Origin of the sequence: Pedobacter sp. Bi27, from assembly GCF_918698255.1 — a bacterium.
In the GTDB taxonomy this organism is placed as follows: Bacteria; Bacteroidota; Bacteroidia; order Sphingobacteriales; family Sphingobacteriaceae; genus Pedobacter.
In genome coordinates this window covers 72,412-97,184 of record NZ_CAKKMW010000001.1, presented here as the reverse complement: position 1 = coordinate 97,184, position 24,773 = coordinate 72,412, and the positions used below count along the sequence as shown (strand labels likewise).

The following is a 24,773-nucleotide window of genomic DNA, read 5'->3' as shown; positions in this document are numbered from 1 at the left end:
TTTAACCAAAATAAAGATGAAATATACATCCTGTTCATTTCTTATTGCCGTTTTTACCTGCATTTTAGTATTTAACCATTACGCTGGCTACGCACAGATAGGAAAACGTTTTCCTTCAGAAAGAAAAGTTGTTAAAGATCCCGTTACGGGTGTTGTACTTACTTTTCTAACCAGTAGGCCGGCAGGAGATTCGAAGATTTATCAGACACATAACCAGTGGACTGCTGATGGACGATGGCTGATATTCCGATCGGGCAGGGTTAAGGGAGAAGCAATGGCGGTAAATGAGCAGACGGGAGATCTTGTTCAGGTTACCGAAGGTGGCTACACCGGAATGTTGAATGTGGCCAGAAAATCGATGAAACTATATTTTATGCGGAATATTGATTCGGGCAAACACATAGGAGGCGCAGTAAAAATTATAGAGGTAGATCTGGCTAAGGTATTTGCCGATAGTAAATCTGGTAAAATGAAACCTGTATCGACTTATGAACGTGTTTGTGGAACCACACCCGAAGAAATTGGTGCTGGTGGCGATATGGCGCTTGATGGCGACGAAGACTGGGCCTATTTCAGGGTGGGTAAAGAAGAAGCGGCTAAACATCTCGCAGCAGGAATTAAACTGGAACCAAACTTTGGACCGCGGAAAATGGGCGCTGGCCCATCGGGTATAGCAGGGATGAATATCCATACGGGCGAAATCAAATATGTAATTTCCGTTCCTTTTCAAATAGGGCATATACAGACCAATCCCTGGCTTGCCGGCGAAATTGTTTTTTGCTGGGAAACCGGCGGGAAATCGCCACAGCGCACCTGGACCGTATTGGCTGATGGAACAGGCTTACGGCCACTATATCCAGAGGCCGATTATGAATGGGTTACCCACGAAGCCATAATTTCGCGTGATGAGGTAGCCATGGCCATAATGGGGCACAGGCCTATACCTGGAACTGGTGCTGTATCTGTCCCACAAACTAAAGTGAGCGGTGCCAATCCCGGACAAGAAAATGCCTGGGGACCATCAGGCACCCGCGAAAAACCTACCGGGCTGGCCATTGTAAATTTAAGAACAAGGGAAATGAGAATTGAAGGGCAAACATCAACTGGTAGTGGGCTTTGGCATGTAAGCGGTTCTCCAGACGGAAAGTGGGCCGTTGGCGATGATTTTTCGAGAAGCATTTATCTGATTAATAGAAAAACACATGAAATGAAACTGCTCTCGGCAGGACATAAGCAAACAGCTGCAGATCATCCGCATCCTACAATGAGCACTGATGGTAAAAAAATCGAAATCCAGTCAGCAATGTTATCTGAAGACAACCGATCCATGAATATCTGTGTGATTGCTATCCCAGAAGGATGGATGAATATCAAATAACTTTAAACCAAACAACATTACATGCTGCTGCGAATTGCAGGATAGCCCTCTTATTTTGTATTATTTGTTGTACTGTTAATGTTTTTTTTGAACAGTAATGCTGTTGTTTAATTTTTTTTAAAGGCAATAAGACTTGCTTAAAACGATTTAGGTATGCTGAAGATCGATATTATCTTTTTATGATAATATTTTATAGTAAGAAGACAGGATAGTACAGGATGGGAATTTTGTTCTGCCTCTATATATTTAAGAAATAATTCACTAACCAAATAACTTTTTAACCAACTATTTAATTAACGAACGTTAATACGATTCTATGCAGTAAAAATCTACTCACCCTTTAAGTCAGTTTTTGCATTTTTTAATTTCTAATTGATTTAGATCCATAGCTTTTTATTGTCCAGTATTTTAATGGCCGTTTATCCAATGAAATTGCTATGAGTAAAATTTTACAAAAATTTTTAATCGTTAATTTGGCGGTTATATTCATTCTCAGCGCTTGCCGGAAAAAAGAATTTGATGAGTTCTATGGCCGTCCTGAAACATTAGCCGATCCGATTTATCAACAACTTCAGGCCAAAGGGAATTTTACCAGATTTTTAGATTGTATAGATAAATCGGGCTATAAAGAAACCTTAAGCAAAGCAGGTTCGTGGACGGTTTTTGCACCAACAGATGCAGCTTTTGCTACCTACATGACCGAAAACAACTTAACCGAGATAAATGCAACGCTGGCTTCGGCAATTGTACGTTATTCAATGACCTATGATGGAGAGAAAGTAGAACGTTTAAGCGATAATTTAACGGCAAAAGGTTTTGTTAAAAATGTTGGTTTTAGGCGACGTACCGTTTATTACGATTTTGTTTACGATGGCGTAGACAATGACGGTAAAGCGATAAAGGTAATTGCGGGTAACCGAAACGGAACTTATTTGCCAACCGATTTTAACAATAAAAACCTACCCTATTTTCTTGCCCCCTTCGTCTCTTTTGCAGGCATTAGCGCTTTAGACTATAATTATTTTTATCCCAATACCGAGTATACCGGAAAAAATGTTGGCCCTGGGAAAATTATCGAACAAGATATAGTAGCTGAAAATGGCGTAATCCACATCGTAGATAAAGTGCTTACCCCGCCACAAAGTATTGATCAGTATATAGGTGCTAAAGCACAGTATGGTGCCTTCAAATCCCTTTTGGATAAATATGTAAGCTATAATGTGAACACTGATATTACCCATCGTTATCAGGTGTTAACGGGTAAAAGTGATAATGTTTTCGTTAAAAACTATAGCATATTGCTTGGTTTTTCGCCTAATAACGAAAATTACCTGAAAGAAGATGCCAACGATGCACAGATTGGCATGTATACCATTTTTGCACCAACTGATGACGCGGTTGAGGCCTATGCAAAAGTGCTGTTAAAATATTATGCAAAAAACAGGTTACAGCCAGGAAACTACAAAGCACAGCTGAACGAGCTATTTTCTTTAAGATCCGATATTATCAGGGATTTTATCAATTCCCACTTATATAGAACTACGGTATGGCCAAGCAAGTTTAATACGGTTAACAGCTTTTTGGGTGAAGCCACTAAACTTACGCCTGCAAACGTTGTAGACAAGCAGTTTTTAAGTAATGGATTGTTTTATGGCGTAAACGCTGCCCAAAATGCCAATGTATTTTCAACCGTGTATGGGAAGGTAAATTTAGATCCTACCTATTACATCATGAAACAGGCACTTGATGTATTGGGTTATGCTATTCCGATTAAAACGGCCTCATTAAAATACATTGTTATTCCAATTCCCGATGCCACCCTGGTAAGTTTAGGGTTTTCATACGATCCCTTTTATCCTTCGTCGCCAATTAGGGGCGACCTCAATATCTTAAGACGACTCTTGCAAACGCATATTATCCCACTGGGCGACCGTGCCGTACCAAATTTTGCCACAACGGCTGGTATTTTAGAAACTTCGGGTGGTGAATACATTAAATATAACAACGGTTTTTTCTCTTCAGCTGGTACAGAAGATTTACCCGCAGTTGCCGATAAAAGTATTAAGATCGATTCGGTTGCCACAGCTGTTAATGGAGCTGATGCCTATGCTGCCAAAGTACTGATGTATACTATACTTCCGGTAAGCAAGCATATCGAAAAATATGGTACACTAACAACCGATCCTTATTATTCTTTCTTTCAATACCTTAAAAATAACGTTACGCTTTATACAGCTGCTACAGGCGCAATTCAAGGGGTTACCGATGGAAGCTCATACACCGTTTTCATTCCAACAAATTCGGCTATACAAGCTGCCGTAACCGCAGGATTATTACCAAAACTAGCCAGCGGAGCGCCAAATTATGCGCCAACAGATGCCGGAGATATTAGCAAGGTGGCCAAATTTATCCAATACCATATTATTAAAAGTACAGTAGCAAGCGACGGACAGAAAACTGGTTCTTTTGAAAGTTTGCTTAAAAATGACTCGGGAGATGCAGCCAAGGTTACTGTATTTACCAATACCACTAATACACTCACACTAAGAGATGTAACCAATACTTCTGTGAATGTTTTGCTGGGTACAACCGATAGAAGCAACGTGTTATCTAACAGAACGGTGATTCACCAAATCAATTCTTATTTAAAATATCAATTCTAAACCGAGATGACTAAAAGATATAATTATAGTTTTTTTATTTTACTATGCTGTTTGTTGGTATCGTCCCTAACCTATGCACAACAAATTAACTATGTAAAGGGTAAGGTAATTGATAAAAAAGATAAGCAGCCCATTATTGGTGCATCTGTTGTAATTGTTGATAAAGACAAAAGGGTAATTAAAGGCGTTTCGACAGATATTGATGGAAACTATTCTTTGCCTGTAGCAGATAAAACCTATAGGATCTCGGTTTCATATATTGGTTATAGGTCTTCAGCACCTGTTAATATCGATAAAGCAGTAATTAATTTCCAATTGGAACCTTCTGAAAATCAGATGGATGAAGTTCAGATTGTTTCAAGAGCCAAAACGAACAACGGAAGTGGAATGACGATCGATAAACGTGATCAGACTTCGGCTACGGTTACCATTGATGCCAAAGAACTCGAAGACCTACAATCGGCATCAATCGATCAGGCTTTGCAAGGCCGCATGGCGGGGGTTGACATAACCGCCAGTACGGGTGATCCGGGCGCGCCGATGCAGATCCGTATCCGCGGTACATCTTCCATTAATGGCGCAACCGATCCTTTAATTGTATTGGATGGTATGCCTTATGATATTACTATTCCATCTGATTTTAACTTTGCCACCTCTGATGAGAACAATTATGGTCAGTTATTAAATATTGCCCCATCTGATATTAAAGAAATTAGCGTGCTAAAAGATGCTGCGGCCACAGCCGTTTGGGGATCGAGAGCGGCAAACGGTGTATTGATCATTACCACAAAAAGAGGTTCAATTGGTCCGCCAGCTATTTCATATAACTTTAAAGGTTCGTATTCTAAACAGCCAAGTCCGATCCCGATGTTGGATGGCAACCAGTATTCATCACTCGTTTTGGAAGAATATTATAATGCGGGTCGTCAGTTTTCCACTTCAGAATTTGCAAAGCAATTTCAATATGATCCGAACGATCCTTATAATTACTATAATTACAGCAACAATACCGATTGGTTATCAGCCATTACGAGGGTAGGTTACCTTCAAGATCATAACCTGTCTATTTCTGGTGGTGGTGAAAAAGCCAGATACCGTGCTTCGGTAAATTATTTTAACCAAACAGGTACTACCATTGGCACAGATTTAAACCGTGTTTCGGCAAGGGTGAATTTAGATTATATGGTGTCGAACAAAATCAGGTTCAGTTCTGATATTTCTTATACACATATTGACCAGAATGGGCTTTTTACGCAGAATGTTAGAGATGTAGCTTATACCAAAATGCCTAACCAGAGCATTTACGAGTACGATGAATATGGAAATTTAACTTCAAACTTTTTCAGTCCTGCGGCAACCGCACAAGGCTTATTCTTATATAACTTCGATACTAAAAAGGTAACCGGAACTTTTAACCCTTTGGCGATGGCATCAGCAGGTAGTAACCACCAATTGGGTGAACGGATTACACCAAAATTTAGTTTACAGTACGAAATTCTGCCAAGTGTGTTACGCCTGAATGGAAGTTTTATGGTAAATATTAACAATACCAAGGTAAAAACCTTCCTTCCACAGATTGCAACAGGCCGCCCTTATACCGAATCGGTTGTCAATACGGCTTCAGATGCGGATGGCGATTCATTCACCATGAATACCAGTATGACATTGGCTTATACGCCTAAACTGAACGACAGACACGATATCATAGGTTTTTTACGCTTCGATAGTGAAGATAGCCGCAGAACCGGGCAGTACTTGTTTTCTACCAATACGGCATCATCGTATTTATCCGATCCTTCTGTTGATAGCCGTACCAATTACACAGGTTCTGCATCATCGTCTTTAGGACAAACCAGGTCAGTTGGCTTATTGGCTAACGTTCAATACAAATTTTTAGACCGTTATATCATTAATGGTAGCATCAGGGGTGACGGTAATTCCAGGTTCGGTGCCGCTAACCGATATGGTATTTTTCCTTCAGTTTCTGGCCGTTGGCGGATATCTGGCGAACCTTTTATGAAGAAGGCCAATAAATATGTAGATGATTTTAGTTTAAGGGCCAGTTACGGTAAAAGTGGTAATGTGCCGCGTAACGATTATTCTTATTTTAATATTTACCAAAATTATGGTTTTAGTTACCTGGATAATGCCGGGGTATATTCTACCAATATGGAATTAACCGATTTAAGATGGGAAACTGTTACACAGTCCAACCTCGGTATTACCTTAAACCTCTTTAAAAATTTAAACCTCGATTTCGATTTATACCGTAAACGTACAACAGATCTGTTTTATCCGGGTTTACAGGTAGCAAGTTATAACGGTTATGGAGGGGTTGATATGAATGTGGGCACTATGGATAATCAGGGCTGGGAAGTAAACCTGAATGCTGCCGTGATCAAAAAGAAAAAGATAAGATTAGATCTTTCTTTCAATATCGCGCACAACGAAAACGTAATCCGTGAGGTTTCGCCGCTATACCCTCGAGAAAACAAAGGTAGGGTAACCAGCAACAATGTGTACAAAGTGTTTGTTCAGGAAAATAATCCTTTCGGGTCGTTTTATGGCTTCAAATTTAAAGGTGTATATCCTGATAAAAACGCAACTGTTGCATTGGATGAGAGTGGAAACCAGATTGTTGGGCCGAACGGCGATAAAATTTATATGCGTTTTGCTTATCCATCTATCGATTATGTTTTCCAGCCGGGCGATGCCATGTATGAAGATATTAACCATGATGGAAACATCGATTATAAAGATATTGTGTACCTAGGTAATGGTAACCCAAAACTAACAGGGGGATTTGGATCTAACCTAACCATCAACGGAAACCTTCGTTTAGGTTTTAACTTTACTTTTCGTACCGGATACGATATTATTAACGGTACTAAGATTAACACCACCAATATGTATGGTTTTAATAATCAAAGTACAGCGGTATTGCGCAGGTGGAAAAAAGAGGGCGATGTTACTGATATGCCAAGAGCCATGTACGCTACAGGTTATAACTTTTTAGGCTCCGACCGCTATATTGAAGACGGATCATTTTTAAGATTGAGCTCGGTGGTTTTGAAGTACGATTTTGGCAAAACCTTTATGAAGAGATTGGGCATGAAGTCGCTTACCACCAATCTTACCGTTCAGAATATCTTAACATTTACTAAATATACTGGTCAGGACCCAGAGGTGCCGATTAAGTTAAACGGGTCTAACACAGTGATAGATAATTCTACCACGCCGCCAATTAAGACAATTACTTTCGGTTTAACTGCTAACTTTTAATTCAAAACTGATGAAAAATATTTTATATAGCACTTGTTTGGTAATGATGCTGGTGATGAGCAGCTCTTGCAACAAATGGCTCGATCTTAAACCTAGAGATGGAATTACCAGACAAGAGTTCTGGAAAACGAAAGAAGATGTTTTAGCAGCAGTTTCTGGTTGTTATACCTCATTACTAGCGCCTCCTCCGGGTATTGGTGATAAATCTTTATTGGAGTACATGTTTATGTACGGTGAGCTTAGGGCAGATATGATTGCAGGCGGGCCTAGTATTACAACAGAAGAAACGGATATTATTAATGTAAATATTACCCAGGATAATACAACAGCAAGATGGGCAGCCTTTTACCGTACCATTAACTATTGCAATACGGTGCTCGATTTTGCGCCTGGCGTTAAAGCTACAGATCCCACTTTTACCGATGCAGCATTGAACGGTTATGTGGCAGAAGCACTTACGCTAAGAAGCCTGATGTATTTTTACCTGTTGCGTACCTTTAGAGATGTACCCTTAAAATTAACTGCCACTGTAAAAGATACCGATTTACAGGATCTGCCCAAAACAAAACAGGCTGATATTTTAAAACAAATTGTTGCCGACTTAAAAAAAGCAGAGCAAGGAGCGGTTACCACTTATGGTAGCACAAGGTTTGATAAGGGTAGGGTGACCAAATTTACCGTAAATGCTTTGTTAGCCGATGTGTACCTATGGATGGAAGATTATCCGAACTGTATTACCGAGTGTAATAAAATCATCAGTTCGCAAAGATTTGCCCTGGTTGGTGCAGGTTCGGGCTGGTACAATAATGTGTTTTTTAAAGGTTCATCCATAGAAACCATATTTGAATTTGACCAGGCGATTGAAAACCCGTTTTATACTTTACTGGTAAATCCCAGACGACGTTTTATCGGTTCCCCGTTTTTGAGTACCGAAATCTTTATTCCAGATGACGTTGATCCGGATAATAACTATGATATCAGACCTGACTCTTATTATAATGCAGCCTTTACCATTCAAAAATATGGCACGGAAAATCCTTCTTACGTAAAATGGCAGGCATACCGTTATTCAGATATCATGATGATTAAAGCCGAAGCTTTGGCCTTAACCGGAGGCGGTGTAGAAGCTTTGGCGCTGGTTGATGAACTGAGATTAAGGCGTAATGCTGTAAATGCGACGAAAGTGACTGTAGACCCGTCAGAAACTGAAGCTTTATGCGATTATATTTTGGCTGAACGCGCCAGAGAATTTGCTTTTGAAGGCAAAAGATGGTTCGATCTTTTACGCCACGCCAAACGCAATAACTATAGTCGCATCGATATTTTGTTAGATCTTGCAGCCAAAACAGTATCACCTACGCTTCAACAATCGGCTATTACTAAATTTAGAGATCCCAATAGCCATTACTTGCCGATTTATCAAAGTGAGTTATTTACAGATCCTAATCTCGTACAAAATCCATTTTACACTAAATAGAATAAGTGATATGAAAGTGAAATTAGACATCCGCAACATTACCTATTTGGTTATACTCAGCGCATTTATAATCTTTGTGATTAATGCCTGTAAAAGAGAAAGTTTAACATTAAGTACTACTGATGATGTAAACATTACCGGATTTTTGGAGAAAAATCCAGAAAAATTTTCTCTGTTTACCCAAATCTTAGAAAGGTCGGGTACAAAAGGTTATTTAGCAGCATATGGTAAATACACCATGTTTACTCCTGATAATAATGCGGTTAACGATTGGTTGAAAAGTTTAAATAAAACAGCAGTCGACCAATTATCAGCCGCAGAACTTAAAGACGTTGTTCGTTTCCACGTTTTGCCAGATACCGTTGCTACAGGCAAATTCACCGACGGGAAGTTAACCCAGATCACCCTTTATGGTCAGTATTTGCAAACTGGTGTTACTTTCAAAGATGGTGTAAGTAGTTTTATCATTAACAAACAGGCGCTCATTACCCAGTCGAATGTTCGGGTTGGGAATGGTATTATCCATGTTATCGATCATGTTTTAATACCATCAACCAAAACATTGGCAGCAAGTATAGAAACGAATAACAGGTATAGTATTTTTACGCAAGCCTTAAAAGAAACCGGATTCTATGATTCGTTGAATTATGTGCAATCCGTTATTCCTGATACTACACGTCGTTTTCAAACTGTAATTCTCGAATCCGATTCGGCAATACAAGCTGCTGGTTTTAGTAATTATGCGGCCTTAAAAGCCAAACTTTCAAAAACAGGTAATCCGAAAAGCCATACTGATAGTTTGTGGATGTATGTAGCTTACCATATTTCAACAGGAGCAAGTTATACACCCGATATTGTTTCTTCGCCTTCATTGGCAACATTGGTGCCTAGTGAAATTGTAACCACCAAATTAGTGGGAACCAAAATTTTATTAAATGATGATGAGTTTAATGGTGTGATAGAACCCGGAGTAGAAGTAAACAGAACTTTTAGTAATGTTACTACTTCGAATGGGGTTTTACATGAATCGAAAGGTTTTTACAAAATTAAACCAAGGGTGCCTACGGGTGTTTTCTTCGATATAGGCGATCAGCCAGAATTAAAATTATTAGCAGCCTGGCGGGCCCCTGGACAAACTATTCAGCTTTTACAAAACGGAAAATTGATTACAGCAGGTATAAGGCTTGATGCTTACCGGTCAAACACAATTGGTCCTGTTTATGCTGTTTCCTCAACGCCAATTGGTGCATCTGATGGGAGGAGTTATGCCAACAGGGATGTAATTCAGTTTAACCCAACCACAAGTAATACCGCGCGTTCTATCTGGATGGAAATCAGGACCCCTATGCTGGTAAAAGGTAAATACAAAGTTTGGATCTGTCATACCTACAACGTCTCCGGACCGCTTACGCAGGTTGGGGTAGATGTGGGCACAACACAAGAGCAATTATTGCCGAATTTGGTCGATTTTGCCCAAACATTAGGTAGTTCTGGTGTGCCTACCGCCAATGCTGCCTTGCCTTCTGCAGATGGATTAATGTTAACCAACGGCTTTAAACGCTATATGGCTACCACTGCAGACGTTAATCAGGATGGTGTAAGAGGCATACAGCCCATATCAGTTAATAACCAATGGTCGGTTATGGTCGGGAAATTGGCTGGTGTAGTCGATATCAAAACGACTGATAGACACTGGGTTAGGTTTACTACACTACGTGGTAATGGATCCGGAATTATGAATATGGATATGATTCACTTTATTCCGATTGATGATGATCAGAACTATCCAAGATTTAGTCCGTCGGGCCTGATTTATAAACGCCCATAACTAATTGAGCTATAGAACTAATAATATAAATAATGACTAGAAAATATATAATATATGTTGCCCTGCTCAGTATCAGTGCAGTTTTATATTCCTGTAAAGATAACCTGGAACTGCATAACGAGCTTACCAATGTAGATAACAGTTTAGATCTTGCACAAAAGCTCGATGCCCAGGCTAACCTTAGTGTTTTTAACGGTTATGTTAAAACTACAGGTTATGATAAGGTGCTTGCAGGCGCGCAAAATTATACGGTTTGGGCACCAACCAATCAGGCTTTAGCCAGTTTAGATGCAGCAATTGTTTCGGATCCTGCAAAATTAAAAGATTTTGTGGCCAACCATATTGCATTATCTACTTTCCCGTTAAACAAAGAGGGCGATACCACAAGGTTGAAACTGCTTAATAATAAATTTGGTGTTTTTACCAGCACTAAATTTGAAGAAGGCATTGTTTCTGCTGCTGGCCAGTTCGTAAAAAATGGGGTATTGTATACCGTAGATCAGGCTGTTCCAACCAAACAGAATATTTGGGATTATATGCTCAACAGTACTGATGGTGCTTTGCAAAAAAACTATATTAATAATCTGTCGATTACCGTTATCGATACCGCAAATGCTACTGTTATTGGTTATAATGCATTGGGAAACCCAATTTTTGCCCCCAATCCGCCAATGATATCCAGAAATACTTACTGGGTAAATGTAGCCGATCTGAGAGACGAAAGCCAGCAATACACTTATTTTATACTACAGGATGCTGCTTTTACAGCCGAATCAGCAAAACTTTCAACCTATTATCCAAGTATAAATCCGAATTTGAATGCTTCCTACTTCTTGGTAAAAGATTTAACCGTTAAAGGTGTTTACCCGATTGAAAAGTTACCAGATACACTGATTTCTTTACAAGGCGTAAAAGTGCCAGTTAATAAGGCTAATATTATCCGTTCGTATAGGGCCAGTAACGGGATGGTGCATGTGGTAAATGCACTGCCTTTCCGTTTAAAAGATAAAATACCCGAATTTAAAATCGAAGGTGAAAAACCACAAGCCATTAGTGCTGCACGTACGCTTTTATACCGCACAAAACTCGATAATTTAGGGAAAACCTTTAACGATATCGAGGTTTATGATCATAAATATGCCGAATTTGGTGTGTTTTATACCAAAGCCAATTTACCTGTGGTAAAATATAAAGTTTACGCAAGGGCTATTTCTGGTTTGCCTGGCGACCCACAGGTGGCGGCATTTACACAGCGTTACTTCTTTTTTAACCCCGCCACAGTAAGTTATACTTTGTTTTATACCCATCTGGTAAATCCCTTAACCTATAACGAAACCTACTTAGGAGAATACACTCCAGCACAGTTTGGCAATTTTCAGGTGAGGTTAACCGCTGCAAACAGTACGAATGTAAATGTGAGTACGCTCATGTTGGATTATCTACGCTTCGAACCAGTTTTACCTTAATTATGAATCTTGCTTTCAAAAAAAATACTATGTATAATTTTACAACGATAAAAAAAGTTTGGGGCATATTGCTTTGCTTACTGGTGTTTGGCTTAGCTGCCCAGGCACAGGAAGTAGATTCGATGAAAACCGAAACAGATACCACTACCGTAAAAGTAAAGGCCCGCGCAGTTAGGGGCGAAAAAATAAAGGGAGTTGTGCTCGATGGGAATACCAATAAGCCTTTAGTGGGTATTAATATCACGGTTACTGGTTTTAATGCCGCCATTACCGACGAAAAAGGAAGGTTTACTGTAGTCGTACCCGATTATAAGGCCAGCATTATTATTTCGGGCAATGGTTTCCAAACCAAAGTGCTACCGGTTTATAAAGACAAGGAAATCAGAACCAAACTTTACCCTTTATCATTTGCTTCGGTTTATAACGAGGTAGTTACGCCGATGGGTACGGTTTCTCAGGCACGCGCAATACCTGCCATCAGTAACGTGAGTTTGCAAGGTAACTGGGCCAGCAATTCTGAAAGTGTAATGAGTTACGTTCAGGGCAGGGCAGCAGGGGTTAAAGTAACCAGACGCTCAGGAACACCTGGTGTAGGTGCCGATGTGCTCATCAGAGGGTTTAACTCTTTGTATGCTACAAATCAGCCTTTATATGTGGTTGATGGAATGATTTTCGATGCCAATAATTACGGTACTTCGCTGATTAAGGGGCATGTTAACAACCCACTTCAATTTATCGATGTTCGGGATATTGAAAACATCAGTATTATTAAAGATGCAGCTTCGGCAGCTACTTATGGAGTGAAGGCAGCAAATGGAGTGGTGTTAATTACCACTAACCGTGCACACGATCTGGCTACCAATATCGATTTTTCTGGTTACGCAGGTTTCAATTTCAAGCCTAAAAACTTACCTGTAATGGGTGCTTCTGATTATAGGTTATATCTTTCTGATATTTTAAAAAGTCAGGGGTTAAGCAATAGTGCCATTGCCGCAAAACCTTATATGAACGACAGTCCAACCAATCCCGATTATTTTAAATACCACAATGAAACGAATTGGCAGAATGAAGTATTAAAAAGCAGTTTCGATCAGAACTATTTTTTAAAGGTAACCGGTGGCGATAATATTGCGAAGTATGCACTTTCCGCTGCTTATGCAAGGGATAGGGGCGTAATTGATAGCACTGATAATTTAAAATACAGTACGCGCTTTAATAGTGATTTAAACCTGACTAAAAAACTGCAGGGAAGCACCAGTTTATCTTTTACCTATACCGAACAGCGTTTAAAAGACCAGGGAGTTGCTCCTGTAACCAACCCACTGTTTCTAGCTTTGGTTAAATCGCCTTTTATGGCCAGAAATGAAATAAATTCGACTGGGGCAGTTTCACCAAATTTAGCGGATTACGATACTTTACAGGTAAGTAATCCAAGAGCTTTAATTGAGAAAGGACAAAATTTAAAAAAGGCTTATCGATTTTATGGAAACATCAATTTCGATTTTACTTTCAACAAAAACTTTAAAATATCTAACCTAAGTGGTGTAACTTACGATAAAACACAGGAAACGCTTTTTATTCCAAGAAAAGGGGTAACCAACGATACGCTTTCCAATTATGTAGGCGATAGCCGTTTGGGTACACAGGTAGGAAGGTTTTTTAATGTGTTTAACGATCTGCGTTTAACCTACGATCAATCTTTTGGCTCATATAGTAAATTACATGCAATTGTAGGTACACGTTATTCGCAGAGCGAAAGCGAACAGGACTATGCTTTGGGTTTTAATTCTGCAACAGATGAGTTGATCAGCATTGGGAATAGTAATGCCGCTTTTAGAACATTTGGCGGTGATATTGGGAAATGGCGTACGCTGAACAATTACTTGTCTGCCAATTATAGCTATGCCGATAAATACCTGGTTAATTTCTCAATGGCTGTTGATGGTTCTTCGCGCTTTGGTGCAAAGGCCGGTCAGGGTTTCTTAAACTTCGATGATGGTTTGAGGATTAATGGAAGCCGTTATGCCGTTTTACCCGCCCTTGGTGCTGCCTGGGTAATCTCTTCAGAGAAATTTATGCGCAATTTACACCGCGTTGACCTGCTGAAATTAAGAATGAGCTATGGTTTAGTTGGAAATGATGATGTTGGGAATTATACCGCCAGAAAATATTATACCTCTCAAAATGTATTGGGCATTAGGGGTATCGTAACCGGCAATTTTGCTAACCCCAATCTACAATGGGAAACCGTACACAAGTTTAATACTGGTATAGATGGCTCCTTTTTTAGTGAGCGTCTAAGCATCAGCTTAGATTATTGGAGAAACAGCACTAAAAATATGCTAAGCTATCAATTGCTGAGTGTTGTTACGGGTACTGCTTCTTTTATCAATAACAATGGTGGCATGCAGACAAATGGTTTAGATTTGTCCTTAAACGGTCGGATTCTAAATGAAAAATTAAAATGGGATGCGGGTTTAACCATCGGTACATCAACCAATAAAATTACCAGTTTACCCGATGGAAATTCAGTTATAACCAGTTATGCAGGTGGTGCTTACATCAGCCAGGTTGGGCAGTCGGCCAATCAGTTTTATGGTTATAAAACCAATGGTGTTTTTGCGACCAATGCAGAGGCCGCTGCCTCAGGTTTATCTAGCCGCAATAGTTTGGGAGCACTTGTACCATTTACAGGGGGGGATGTAAAGTTTACCGATAGCAATGGCGATAAGATTATTGACGATGCAGACCGCACCGTTATTGGTAATCCTAATCCGAATTTATTTGGAAGCTTTAACAATACCTTCACTTACAAAAACTGGAGTTTAGATGCTTTAATCACTTTTGTTAGCGGTAACGATGTTTACAATTATACCAGGGCACAGCTAGAATCTGGAAGTACTTATTACAACCAAACACCAAATATTGGCAACAGGTGGAAAGGTGATGGACAAGTTACGTCGGTACCAAAAGCTACTTATGGCGATCCGGTAGGGAATGCCCGTTTTTCTGACCGCTGGATAGAAGATGGCTCCTATTTACGTTTGCGAACCGTTAATGTAACCTATAATGTACCCTTAAAACTGAAAGCCATTAAGTACGCAAAAATTTATGCTACGGCTAATAACCTGTTTACTGTAACCAATTATTTAGGCTACGATCCGGAATTTAGTAATTCCGGAAGTTTATTTAGCCAGGGCGTAGATACCACCCTTGAGCCCCAGTTCAGGTCGTTTCAGCTAGGTGTTAGAGTTGGATTATAATTAAGAAAGATATACTCATGAAAATGAACTTAAATAAAAAAATTGCATCCCTTTTACTGTTGGGTATTTTATCGGCAGGTTCGTGGTCTTGCAAAAAAATGCTTGACGTACCAACCGAAGATAAATTGGATAGTGTAAATGCTTTTAAAACAGTGTCAGATGCAGATGCGGCGGTTATCGGTATTTACGGCCAATTTTTGGGCCTGGAAAAACTGTATATCCTGCAGAACGAACTGCGTGGAGATTTAATGGATGTTACCTCCAGATCAAGTACTGATCTGCAGGAGTTATCATCACATACCGAAACAAAAAACAATCAATATGTTGATCCAAGACCTTATTATCAGGTGATTGTGAATTGTAACGATGTGCTCAAAAACTTTAAAATGATGGTCGATGATCGCCGGATGAGTGTTGATGATTACAACAAACGCTATTCAGATATTGCCACGTTAAGGAGCTGGATTTATCTGCACCTGGGCATTCAATATGGTAGTGTACCATATATTACCGATGCGATAGAAACGGTAGATGATTTGAAAAACCTGGCCAATTATCCGAAAACGCCGTTTGATCAGCTGTTGGATAAATTAATTGCTTTTAACGAAAGCCTGCCATATAAGGAAGCTTATGCTTATCCAACAGGCACATCATTATTGGTAACCATTGATGCTAATAGTACCCAAAAACTGTTTGCATCAAAAGCTTTCCTGTTGGGCGATCTTTACTTATGGAAAGGCAATTATATTAAAGCAGCCGAAAATTATGCCAAGCTGATGAACGCCGAAAATGGCAATGCGAATGATAACTTTAGGTTTAACTTTTACAAAATCAATAACTCCGGTGATGTGGCTTATGCCAATTTAGCCGTTCTGTTTAGCAGAAGCGGGCAAGATCCTACTAGTTTAATCAATAGTTTAGATGCTGGCTGGCGTGCTATTTTTGCCTTGCCAACCACTTCGAGCCCATGGAGCACCGAGTGGTTATGGGCCATGCCTTATAATACCGCCTTTAAACCTGTAAACCCAATGATTGATTTGTGTTCGCCGTTTAAAAGCTATCAAATAAAACCTTCGCAGGCTATAAAAGACTTGTGGAATAGCCAGGTTACCACTAGCGGTGTTCCTTTCGATCCGAGGAGCAAATTATCGTTCAATGCTTCGGCCATGGGCGAAGAAATTACCAAATTAACTGATAACGGTGGGAAATGGGGCATTTATCGTGCATCACTATTACACCTGCGTTTTTCGGAAGCTGCCAATAGAGATGGACAGACCAAATTAGGCTGGGCATTGTTAAACACGGGGATCAGAAATACTTATTATGTAGGTACCATTACTGCCGGAGCACAGGCCCCGGTTTCGGTAGCGGAGTTAAACACCATGATTACCCCTTATCCGCAGACCTCACCTTATTATTTCGATGCCAGAAAAAATAACGATGTTTCGGGTACCTGGTACCGTAATTGTGGAATTAGAGGTAGGGCAGTTGTAAATGCGATCGATGTAAGCTACCAGACGGATATGATAGGCTTAGAAGGCAAATTAATTGATGAGGCCGCATTGGAGCTTGCTTTTGAAGGTAACCGCTGGCCTGATTTGGTCCGTATTGCCCGCAGACAGAACAACCCGGCCTTTTTAGCAGATCGCATTTACCAAAAACTGTTAAAAGCAGGCAACCCTAATGCAAGCCTCGCCAGACAAAAATTAATGGATCCGGCCAACTGGTATTTGCCGTTTGATTGGAAATAGAAAAATATAATAGGAGGTTGCATCATAATGGCAATTTCACCTCAAATGCTGTCATGTTGTCCAAAGGACTCCTGTGGAGAGCTTGTCGAAACACCTCAAAAATTACTTAACAGGCCCTTCGACAGGCTATCCATTGACGGATCTCTTAAGAAAAGTCGTCATTGCGAGGAACGAAGATAACCGAACGAAACGAGCTCATGAATGCCTTTAAAAACAACTGCAAAAATGAATAATCTTAATGCGCACGCTAGTAGCGATCGTTGTAAGATTGCTTCGTCGGCTGAAAAAGCCTTCTCGCAATGACGATTCCTCGCAGCTAACAATAGGATAAAACCTCTTGTCATTTATATTGATTTTTATAAAATAAATTATCCCTCAGGATGACAAAACTATATTTTTGGATACAATCTCTTATTCCTTTTAAAAGGCTTCGAGGCCCAAAATCTGTGCCTTGTACGCTGCAGGAAGAATTAAGTTTCTTAACGGTTTGTTCACCTTCAGTTTCCTGCTTATTTTATATAAAGTAAGTATTGGTTTAATGGGTTTCCCTTCCCCCAGTTTAAGCAATTTATTCACTTTAAATGGAACGATGAGTGCTTGAATTTTTCGCATTAATAAATACCTCAGCGCACCCAGGTGTTTTTTGTACTGATCATAAAGATCATGAGAAAAACAGCTATAAATTAAATTTTCCTGTAGCTGTTGTTCATGCATCATTTGCCAGGCCGCAAAACTACCAGGAAGTCCATTTATTTTCATGCGGCATCCAACTCGATGGAAAGTAGTAAATATTTCTTCTTTTTCTGTTAAAGTGAGTTTTCTTTCCAGTACCTCGAAAGCACGGATTGAATAGTCAATCAGCATAAATAATACATCTCTATAGGCCCAATCTGGAATTTTAGCGTTTCTTCCAGCTTCAACATGCTGATGGATCATGGTAATCTGATCTATCGCTGCATTAGCTTCAGTTAAAGTGGAAAATACGATTTTTTGCGCATAGGCAACAGTAGAAAACAATCTCCCTAATGGATCTTTAGGCAGTTTGCCTGTAAAATATAGCCAATCAACAGCTTTATTCAGGCTAAATTCTGCTGCGGCACCGGCAAAAATAAAAAGCACAACATCTGTGTTGCCCCATATTTTCCTTACGATAGAATGTTTATCTACAAAGTCCATAATCCATAATGCTCTTCTAATATTTCAATTTTTTTGATGTTGATGCGGCATAGTATCAGCGGGATAACGCCAATGATGCCAAAAGAACAATCTATCATTTGCCAAAATACTGGGATGTGGCGGATATTTCCGGCAATTAAGGCCAATGGAATAACCGAGATACAACAGATGATACCAAAGTCAATTATCCATTTGTTTTTGATCGGATCTTTTAATGGGCCGATAAAAAGCACAGCCAACATAATATGTGCAAAAGCCAGCCAATCGGTGCCATAACTTAAAAATGTATAACGTAAGTTGGTCGCTTTAAGGGCCTGATAAACCGATTCAATCCAGTTTTGAAGACAACTTGGTAAAATTGTACTGTATTTAACCAGATAAGCCATTTCGGTTTCTAACGGAAAAGCAGTTAATCCGCTTATTGCCAATCCTACAATGATTGTGCAGACGTATATTTTGGAATGTAACCTTAAATTTTTTTCTTCCGTATTCATAGCTCACTAGTTAAATAATGGTGATTTGTAAGTAATTGTAATCCTGCTGATAATACAATAAAATCCAGGGGACGAAACTTTGTGCTAAAGTATTGCGGAGCAAGCAAGCCTGATGGGTTAAATTGATTCATATCTCTATGTTTTGTAAAGTGCTTTGTATTTCAAAGTAAAAGCTAAAAACTGAATATTCCAAAAAAATATGGAAGATTTTTGCGACTGGATATTTTCGGCTCTTGTTTTGGGCTTGGAAATTGGAGATCCGCCGGGCATTAAAAATGCGAAAAGGGCGATTATTTACCTTGGCTTTGCATCGAATTCTAGTATAATTTAAAAAGCAAAAGAGCCAGCATCGCGCTGGCGCTCTTGTTATCATTAACTAAACTAAATCAACGCACTGCTGTTAGCAGTTGTTTCATTCGTTAAACAAATATCCGTCGCATTGACAATTAAAACGAAGGTGGCTGATAAATACGGAAAATGTCCTGTTGAATAGGCTTTTTCGGAATTTAATTCTGTTAGTCGTTTTAATTATACTTTTTGTCAAAATTTTGTTCTTTTTTTTGTGCTCCCCTTAACGTTTTAACAGAGAGTATTGATATATTTGGGTATTCATTATAAACTGAGCCTAGAAAAGAAATAAATAGACTAACCACTATAATGGAATTATACACCCCTGACCAAACAGATAAAGATATTTTAACACTATTACAGAAGGATGCAAGGCTAACCTATAAGGAACTGGCCGCTATGTTGCATTTGTCAAAATCGCCCATTCAGGAACGGGTAAAACGCTTAGAACGTTTAGGGTTCATTTCTTCGGTAGTGGCATTGATTGATCCCAATAAATTCGAGAACTGTATGATATGTTATCTACAGGTTCAGCTTACCAATCATTCTGTTAATGCCTTCCGGTTATTTCAGCAGGAGGTAAGCAAACTCGATGAAGTATTGGAGTGTTACCATACTACCGGAGGCTTCGATTTTATGTTAAAAGTTGTAGCAAAAAATATGGTCGCTTACAACGATTTTCTAATCAATAAATTCGGCCGTTTGGATAATATAGGTACCCTTAATAGCTCGCTTGTAATTACGCAGGCTAAACGCGAAACCGCTTTACCCGTATAGCAAGATCATAAAGTTTATAAATCAAAAAAGCACCCCAATTTTAATCTGGATTGCTTTTTTGGTTTATAGTAGCTTATATCGCTACATTGATCTGTACATTGATGTTACCACGGGTAGCTTTAGAGTACGGACAGGTTTGGTGAGCAGCTTCAACCACTGTTTTTGCTTCTTCGTAGGTAAGCCCGGGTAAAACCACATTTAACCTTGCCTGAAGATTAAAACCACTATCGGCCAAAGCCAGATCAACTTCTGCATCAATTGCAGCATCTGCTGGAAGTACGATTTTAAGTTGGGGAGCATTGTGTTTCATTGCACCAATAAAACATGCAGCCCAGCCAGCGGCAAATAATTGCTCAGGGTTGGTCCCTTTTCCTGTACTGCCAGGAGATGATAGTGCGGTGTCAAGCGCTCCATCGCTACTTTTTGCGAAGCCCTCACGGCCACCGCTTACATGAACTTTTCCAGTATAAAGCACTTTGTTGATCACTACATTTAACGTATTTGCTGATTCGATTACATTTTGATTTTCCATTTTTTTTTAAATTTATTGTGATTGTTAAAATTATTAGAAGAATATTTTAGTTTTTTTTTACGCCATCATTGCTGCCTGGATAATGGCATCTGCAAATACCTTAGGTGCTTCCTGAGGAAGATTGTGCCCAATGCCTCCACTAAGATTATAGTGCACGTATTTACCTTTAAACTTAGCTGCATAATGATCTGGATTGCCATGCGGTGCACCATTTGCATCACCTTCGAGTGTAATGCTTGGAACCGTTATGGCTGGGAATGTGGCTAATATTTTTTCATATTTATCATATTTTACTTCCCCTTCGGCCAGCCCCAATCTCCACCTGTAGTTATGAATTACAATGGCAACATGATCTGGATTATCCAGTTCAACTCCCGACTTTTCGAAAACGGCATCAGTAAATTTCCATTCTGGAGAAGCGCTTTGCCAGATCAGTTTGGCAAAATCTTTTCGGTTAGCTTCATATCCTAAACGGCCACGTTCAGTTGCAAAGTAGAACTGATACCACCATGATAACTCAGCTTTTGGTAACAATGGTTTTTGGTTTAGCTCCTGGCTTCCAATGAGGTATCCGCTTACCGAAACCATTGCTTTACAACGTTCTGGCCACAAGGCAGCCATAATATTGGCCGTTCTTGCTCCCCAATCAAAGCCACCAATTACTGCTTTATCTATTCTTAAGGCATCCATCAAAGCAATAATATCTGCAGCAATAGCCGATTGTTGTCCATTTCTCGGTGTTTTTGCCGAAAGAAACTGGGTGCTCCCATGGCCACGAAGGTGCGGAACGATTACCCGATATCCTTCTGCAGAAAGTAGCGCAGCCACATCGGTATAACTGTGAATTGTATAAGGCCATCCATGTAACAGTATAACTGGTTCGCCATCTGCAGGTCCGCTCTCTGCATAACCCATGTTTAACACGCCGGCATTAATCTGTTTTATGTTATTTAAGGATGTATTGCTGTGCGTTTTATTATAGCTTGATTTGGTTTTGGTAATCCCTTTGGCGTTCAAAAGGTTTAACCCACCAAGTTCTGCAGCGGCTACGGTTAACGCTGCTAAGCTTAAAAAGCGCCGGCGGCTATAATTGTTTTGATTTTCCATTTGCTAAAATTTGTTGATCATTAATATTTTACTCCGTTAGGTATGTCAAAATTAATGCGGATGGAAAGGAGAGATTAGTGTTTTCGGGATGAAATAGACAAAATAGGTTTTGACTTATACATTGTTAGCCCTGAGTAAGACTTTAATTGAATTCAAAGGAATGGGTCTCATTTTGTGCCGGCTATCGTGTTAATACATTTTCTATTGTTAGCCTTTATGCGTTTGTTAATTACGTTTACGAAACACGGATCTTACCGAAATAAAAACACAATTCTTGTGCTGATTTAAACCTGGCATTGTCTACTTAAGCGCCGAATCTGTCTGGTTCAGGCTTAAAATTGCTTAATTATAAGATTTACGTGGTTACTTTAGGGAAAAAAGAAGAGATACATGTGGTGCAGCCATCATATTTAAAAAAATATTATTTTTGATTATCCCAACCCACCTAATTAGCCTGGCTAAAAACTGATATGACCAAAAACCCTTTAAAGATTTCGCCTGCCATTATCTGGGTAAGTTCCATTTTTCTTGGAGTTTTATCTTCTGTTCCGCAAATAGCAGAACATCATTTTAATGCAGCCGAAGCGGCAGTTAATGCTGGTATTACCTCGATATTTGCTTTGTTGATGTGGTATTTGAATATTTACATGCTATCGCGAAAGAGCAGTAGGCCAAACAAACAGGGGATTTCCTACTCCAGGTTATTTAAAAGCCTTTTAATTGGTGTTGGTGTTATGCTTTGCCTGGCGTGGATTCAGCAATTGATCCTTTCGCACATTAATTTCGGTCCGGTGATGTTGATGGTTGAAGTAAGGGGAATATTGATCAATTTAATTTTTTATATGTTCCTTCATCTGTTGCAACAAAATTACGAAAATCAACAGGTGAATATGGAATTGGAGAAAATCAAAAGCGATAGTTTGGGCGCGCAGTACGAATTGCTGAAGCAGCAGGTTAATCCTCATTTTCTTTTTAATAGCCTCAATACACTAAAGGCTATGGTAGAAATCGGCGATGAAGAGGCTGTCGATTTTATCCTTAAGCTTTCTAATTTTTATCGATATACCCTCGAGAGCCGTAAATTAGACCTGATTCACGTTTCGGAAGAAATGGAAATACTCAATGCGTACCTGTTTTTACAACAGGCAAGGTTTGATGGTGGTTTTAGTTTTACTTCCACATTAAATGAAGAAATATTGCACACCTTAATTCCTCCCTTTACGCTGCAGCTGTTAATCGAAAACTGTATCAAGCATAATGTAGTTTCGCTGGATAAACCTTTGCGCATCAGCTTGTATGCCGAAAATGGACAAATTGTTTTGGAAAACCCTATCCGTTTAAAAACCGCCGATAACAACTCGTTGGGGGTTGGACTAAAAAATATCACGTTGCGCTACCAGCATCTTCTCGAAAAGCCAATCGAGATTATTAACGATGGCCAAATTTTTAAAATTAAACTCCCATTAATTCATGAACATCATCATCATTGAGGATGAGCTGAAAACAGCTAAATCACTCGAAAATATAATTTTGAGCCTAAGGCCCGACGTGAAAATAGTAGGGCAGTACCAGAGCATCGAAGGATCGGTAAAAGCGCTGTTAGAACAGCCACAGCCCGATTTGATATTTATGGATATTCAATTGGCAGATGGATTATGTTTTGAAATATTTAAACAGGTTAAAGTAAACAGTCCCATTGTGTTTTGCACGGCCTTCGATGAGTACTCCTTAGAAGCTTTTAAGCGTAATGGAATAGATTATGTGTTAAAACCATTTTCCAAAACAGATATTCAGGAGGCCTTTCAAAAGGTAGACGGCCTTCAGAATTTTTTTCAGCAAAAAGTAATTCCCGATTTAAGCAATTTATTGACAAAATTGAGCAGCCCCGCCGGGAAAGAGAGCTTTTTAGTGTTTAAAAACCAGAAATATACCACTGTTCAAACTGAGAATATTGCTTTCTTTTACATCAGAAATGATGCTTCAACCATTATGTGCTTCGATAAACAAGAGTTTGCATTAAGTCAATCTCTTGATCAGATTACAGCATTGGTATCATCTAAACAGTTCTTCAGGGTTAACCGCCAATATTTAGTGAACTTTAAAGCCATTAAAGAAATAGAACATTATTTCTTAAGAAAATTGTTTGTTAAACTGGTGATTGAAACTCCAGATAAGTTGCTGATTAATAAGGAAAAAACACCTGCTTTTCTTTCCTGGATGGAAGATAGGTAAAGAAAAATCAATATTTATCTGTTATTAGTAACAAGCTTGGCCAGAAACGGATATCCGTTTCTGGCCTTTTTTGCTTAAGGCGTGCTCGTAGCTAATTTGTCTTATTTATCGGCTTCCTGTCTAGCTCTTCCACCAATTTGTCCGGTTCAGCTATTTTTCACCTAATTTCAGGCATACTATCCGCTTATTTTTGATAAAAAAAGAATAGAAATTATGAAAACACTAAAAAGACTAGCGATCGTAAATGTGGTCATTGTGGCAGTAATAGCACTTAGCGCATTTATTTGGGTAGGATCTGCACAAGAAAAAAAAGTGGAGCAGCCCGCTAACGGGAAAAGCTTTGCCGTTTTGGAATTATTTACGTCTGAAGGATGTTCGAGCTGTCCGCCAGCAGAAGAACTGTTGGCCAAAATAGAGAAAGAGTCTAATGGGAAACCGGTGTATGTGCTTGGATATCATGTCGATTATTTTGATAACTTAGGTTGGAAGGATGTTTTTGGAAGTCCGGAAAATACAAAAAGACAAAAAAAATATAGTGCTTGGTTAAACGCACAGGTTTATACCCCTCAATTGGTTATTAACGGCGCTCAGGAATTTATAGGCTCTAATGAAAACGACGTGAGAAATGCCATCGATAAACAGCTTCTGAATAAAAAGTATACAGCCAGTTTAGCCTTCGATACGAAAAGAGATGCGGATGTACTGAAAATAAATTACGAAGCCAAAGATACTCAGGCTAGCGACGATCTTCTTTTTGCGCTGGTACAAAAGGGCGGCAACACCGATATACAGCGTGGGGAGAATGCAGGACTTAAATTATTTCACGTCCAAATTGTAAGAAAAACCTTAACACTGTCTCTAAAGGATGCAAAATCTGGAACCGCAGTATTAAATATTCCTAAAAGCAGCAGTACTGAAAAATGGGAAGTAATCGGAATGGTTCAGCATAAAACAACAGGCGCAATTTCAGCAGTAAATGCATCAACAACTTTTTAATCA

General features: G+C 39.3%; 16 protein-coding genes. 12 read left to right on the top strand and 4 right to left on the bottom strand.

The genetic code is table 11. From position 1 onward, the window contains the following. Window positions 1-16: 16 nt before the first annotated feature. The 8 genes from LQ227_RS00305 (at window position 17) to LQ227_RS00270 (ending at window position 17,108) form a co-directional block, all read left to right on the top strand. Entirely contained in the window at window positions 17-1,378 is a 1,362-nt protein-coding gene (locus LQ227_RS00305; RefSeq protein ID WP_230147715.1) for a hypothetical protein, read from the top strand. A 437-nt stretch (window positions 1,379-1,815) separates the two neighbouring features. Further along, window positions 1,816-4,041 (top strand): fasciclin domain-containing protein, encoded by a 2,226-nt coding sequence (locus tag LQ227_RS00300; RefSeq protein ID WP_230147713.1) that lies wholly within the window; start codon window positions 1,816-1,818, stop codon window positions 4,039-4,041. A gap of 6 nt (window positions 4,042-4,047) precedes the next feature. Next, entirely contained in the window at window positions 4,048-7,323 is a 3,276-nt protein-coding gene (locus LQ227_RS00295) for a SusC/RagA family TonB-linked outer membrane protein (protein ID WP_230147711.1), read from the top strand. 10 nt (window positions 7,324-7,333) lie between these two features. Further along, window positions 7,334-8,800: a RagB/SusD family nutrient uptake outer membrane protein gene (locus LQ227_RS00290; RefSeq protein ID WP_230144241.1), complete on the top strand. Its 1,467-nt coding sequence runs from the start codon at window positions 7,334-7,336 to the stop codon at window positions 8,798-8,800. A 10-nt stretch (window positions 8,801-8,810) separates the two neighbouring features. Further along, window positions 8,811-10,628, top strand: a complete 1,818-nt coding sequence (locus LQ227_RS00285) for a fasciclin domain-containing protein (RefSeq protein ID WP_230144242.1) — start codon at window positions 8,811-8,813, stop codon at window positions 10,626-10,628. 32 nt (window positions 10,629-10,660) lie between these two features. After that, window positions 10,661-12,094, top strand: a complete 1,434-nt coding sequence (locus LQ227_RS00280) for a fasciclin domain-containing protein (RefSeq protein WP_230147709.1) — start codon at window positions 10,661-10,663, stop codon at window positions 12,092-12,094. Window positions 12,095-12,123: 29 nt separating this feature from the next. Further along, window positions 12,124-15,357 (top strand): SusC/RagA family TonB-linked outer membrane protein, encoded by a 3,234-nt coding sequence (locus tag LQ227_RS00275; protein ID WP_230147707.1) that lies wholly within the window; start codon window positions 12,124-12,126, stop codon window positions 15,355-15,357. 23 nt (window positions 15,358-15,380) lie between these two features. Beyond that, a complete protein-coding gene (locus tag LQ227_RS00270) occupies window positions 15,381-17,108 on the top strand; it encodes a RagB/SusD family nutrient uptake outer membrane protein (protein WP_230147705.1) in 1,728 nt (575 codons plus the stop codon). Window positions 17,109-17,528: 420 nt separating this feature from the next. Here the strand turns inward: LQ227_RS00270 and LQ227_RS00265 are convergent, their stop codons facing one another. Together LQ227_RS00265 and LQ227_RS00260 are read right to left on the bottom strand one after the other, a co-directional pair. Next, the gene (locus LQ227_RS00265; RefSeq protein ID WP_230147703.1) at window positions 17,529-18,284 is read right to left on the bottom strand and encodes an oxygenase MpaB family protein; all 756 of its coding nucleotides are present in this window, start codon (window positions 18,282-18,284) and stop codon (window positions 17,529-17,531) included. Next, entirely contained in the window at window positions 18,272-18,778 is a 507-nt protein-coding gene (locus LQ227_RS00260) for a hypothetical protein (protein WP_230147701.1), read from the bottom strand. The genes LQ227_RS00265 and LQ227_RS00260 overlap by 13 nt, the downstream gene beginning before the upstream one ends. Window positions 18,779-19,435: 657 nt before the next feature. Between LQ227_RS00260 and LQ227_RS00255 the strand changes: the two genes are divergently transcribed. Then, complete coding sequence (locus LQ227_RS00255) at window positions 19,436-19,903, top strand: Lrp/AsnC family transcriptional regulator (protein ID WP_230144248.1); 468 nt, start codon at window positions 19,436-19,438, stop codon at window positions 19,901-19,903. A 73-nt stretch (window positions 19,904-19,976) separates the two neighbouring features. On the opposite strand, the gene LQ227_RS00250 is transcribed toward LQ227_RS00255, so the two are convergent. Further along, window positions 19,977-20,435, bottom strand: a complete 459-nt coding sequence (locus LQ227_RS00250) for an organic hydroperoxide resistance protein (RefSeq protein WP_230147699.1) — start codon at window positions 20,433-20,435, stop codon at window positions 19,977-19,979. Between the two features lie 57 nt (window positions 20,436-20,492). Then, the gene (locus LQ227_RS00245) at window positions 20,493-21,542 is read right to left on the bottom strand and encodes an alpha/beta fold hydrolase (protein ID WP_230147697.1); all 1,050 of its coding nucleotides are present in this window, start codon (window positions 21,540-21,542) and stop codon (window positions 20,493-20,495) included. A 470-nt stretch (window positions 21,543-22,012) separates the two neighbouring features. Here LQ227_RS00245 and LQ227_RS00240 point away from each other — a divergent pair, with 470 nt between their 5' ends. From LQ227_RS00240 to LQ227_RS00230, 3 genes are all read left to right on the top strand, one after another. Further along, entirely contained in the window at window positions 22,013-23,032 is a 1,020-nt protein-coding gene (locus LQ227_RS00240) for a sensor histidine kinase (RefSeq protein WP_230147695.1), read from the top strand. After that, window positions 23,013-23,774, top strand: a complete 762-nt coding sequence (locus LQ227_RS00235; RefSeq protein WP_230147693.1) for a LytTR family DNA-binding domain-containing protein — start codon at window positions 23,013-23,015, stop codon at window positions 23,772-23,774. The genes LQ227_RS00240 and LQ227_RS00235 overlap by 20 nt, the downstream gene beginning before the upstream one ends. Window positions 23,775-23,987: 213 nt before the next feature. Then, the gene (locus tag LQ227_RS00230) at window positions 23,988-24,770 is read left to right on the top strand and encodes a thioredoxin family protein (RefSeq protein WP_230147691.1); all 783 of its coding nucleotides are present in this window, start codon (window positions 23,988-23,990) and stop codon (window positions 24,768-24,770) included. Window positions 24,771-24,773 lie beyond the last annotated feature (3 nt).